Source organism: Vibrio sp. 970 (genome assembly GCF_033339075.1).
This window is the reverse complement of record NZ_JAWOTW010000414.1, coordinates 1-648: the sequence shown is the minus strand read 5'-3', so window position 1 is coordinate 648 and position 648 is coordinate 1. Positions and strand designations below refer to the sequence as shown.

1 protein-coding gene is annotated in these 648 nt (G+C 47.4%); it reads left to right on the top strand.

All coding sequences use genetic code 11. From position 1 onward, the window contains the following. The coding region (locus R7Q11_RS27020) for an amidophosphoribosyltransferase (protein ID WP_405532524.1) at positions 1-648 on the top strand (648 nt) is incomplete at both ends.

The following is a 648-nucleotide window of genomic DNA, read 5'->3' as shown; positions in this document are numbered from 1 at the left end:
ACGGTAACTTGACCAACGCTCACGAAGTTCGTCAGAAACTGTTTGAAACAGATCGCCGCCACATCAACACCACTTCTGATTCAGAAGTGCTGCTCAACGTACTTGCACACGAAATTGACACAGTAAAAGGCAATGTGACTGCTGAAGATGTATTTCGCGCTGTTACCAATGTGCACCGTACTATTCGCGGCGCTTATGCGGTAACTGCGATGATCATCGGCCACGGTATGATTGCGTTTCGTGACCCGCATGGTATTCGCCCTCTTTGTTTAGGCAAGCGTGAAGTCGCTGGTCGCACGGAATACATGGTTGCATCAGAGTCTGTTGCGTTGGATGCGGTCGGTTTTGACTTCGTACGTGACGTAGCGCCGGGTGAAGCGGTGTATGCGACATTTGAAGGTGAGCTGTTCACTAAGCAATGTGCAGACAATCCAAAGCTAAATCCTTGTATTTTTGAATTTGTTTACTTTGCGCGTCCTGATTCTTTCATCGATAAAATCTCTGTGTACAGTGCTCGCGTTGAAATGGGCAAAAAGCTGGGTGAGCGAATTCGTGAAGATTACGCCGATCTTGATATCGACGTCGTAATCCCGATTCCTGAAACCTCTTGCGATATCGCACTACAAATTGCTCAAGCGATCGATATTC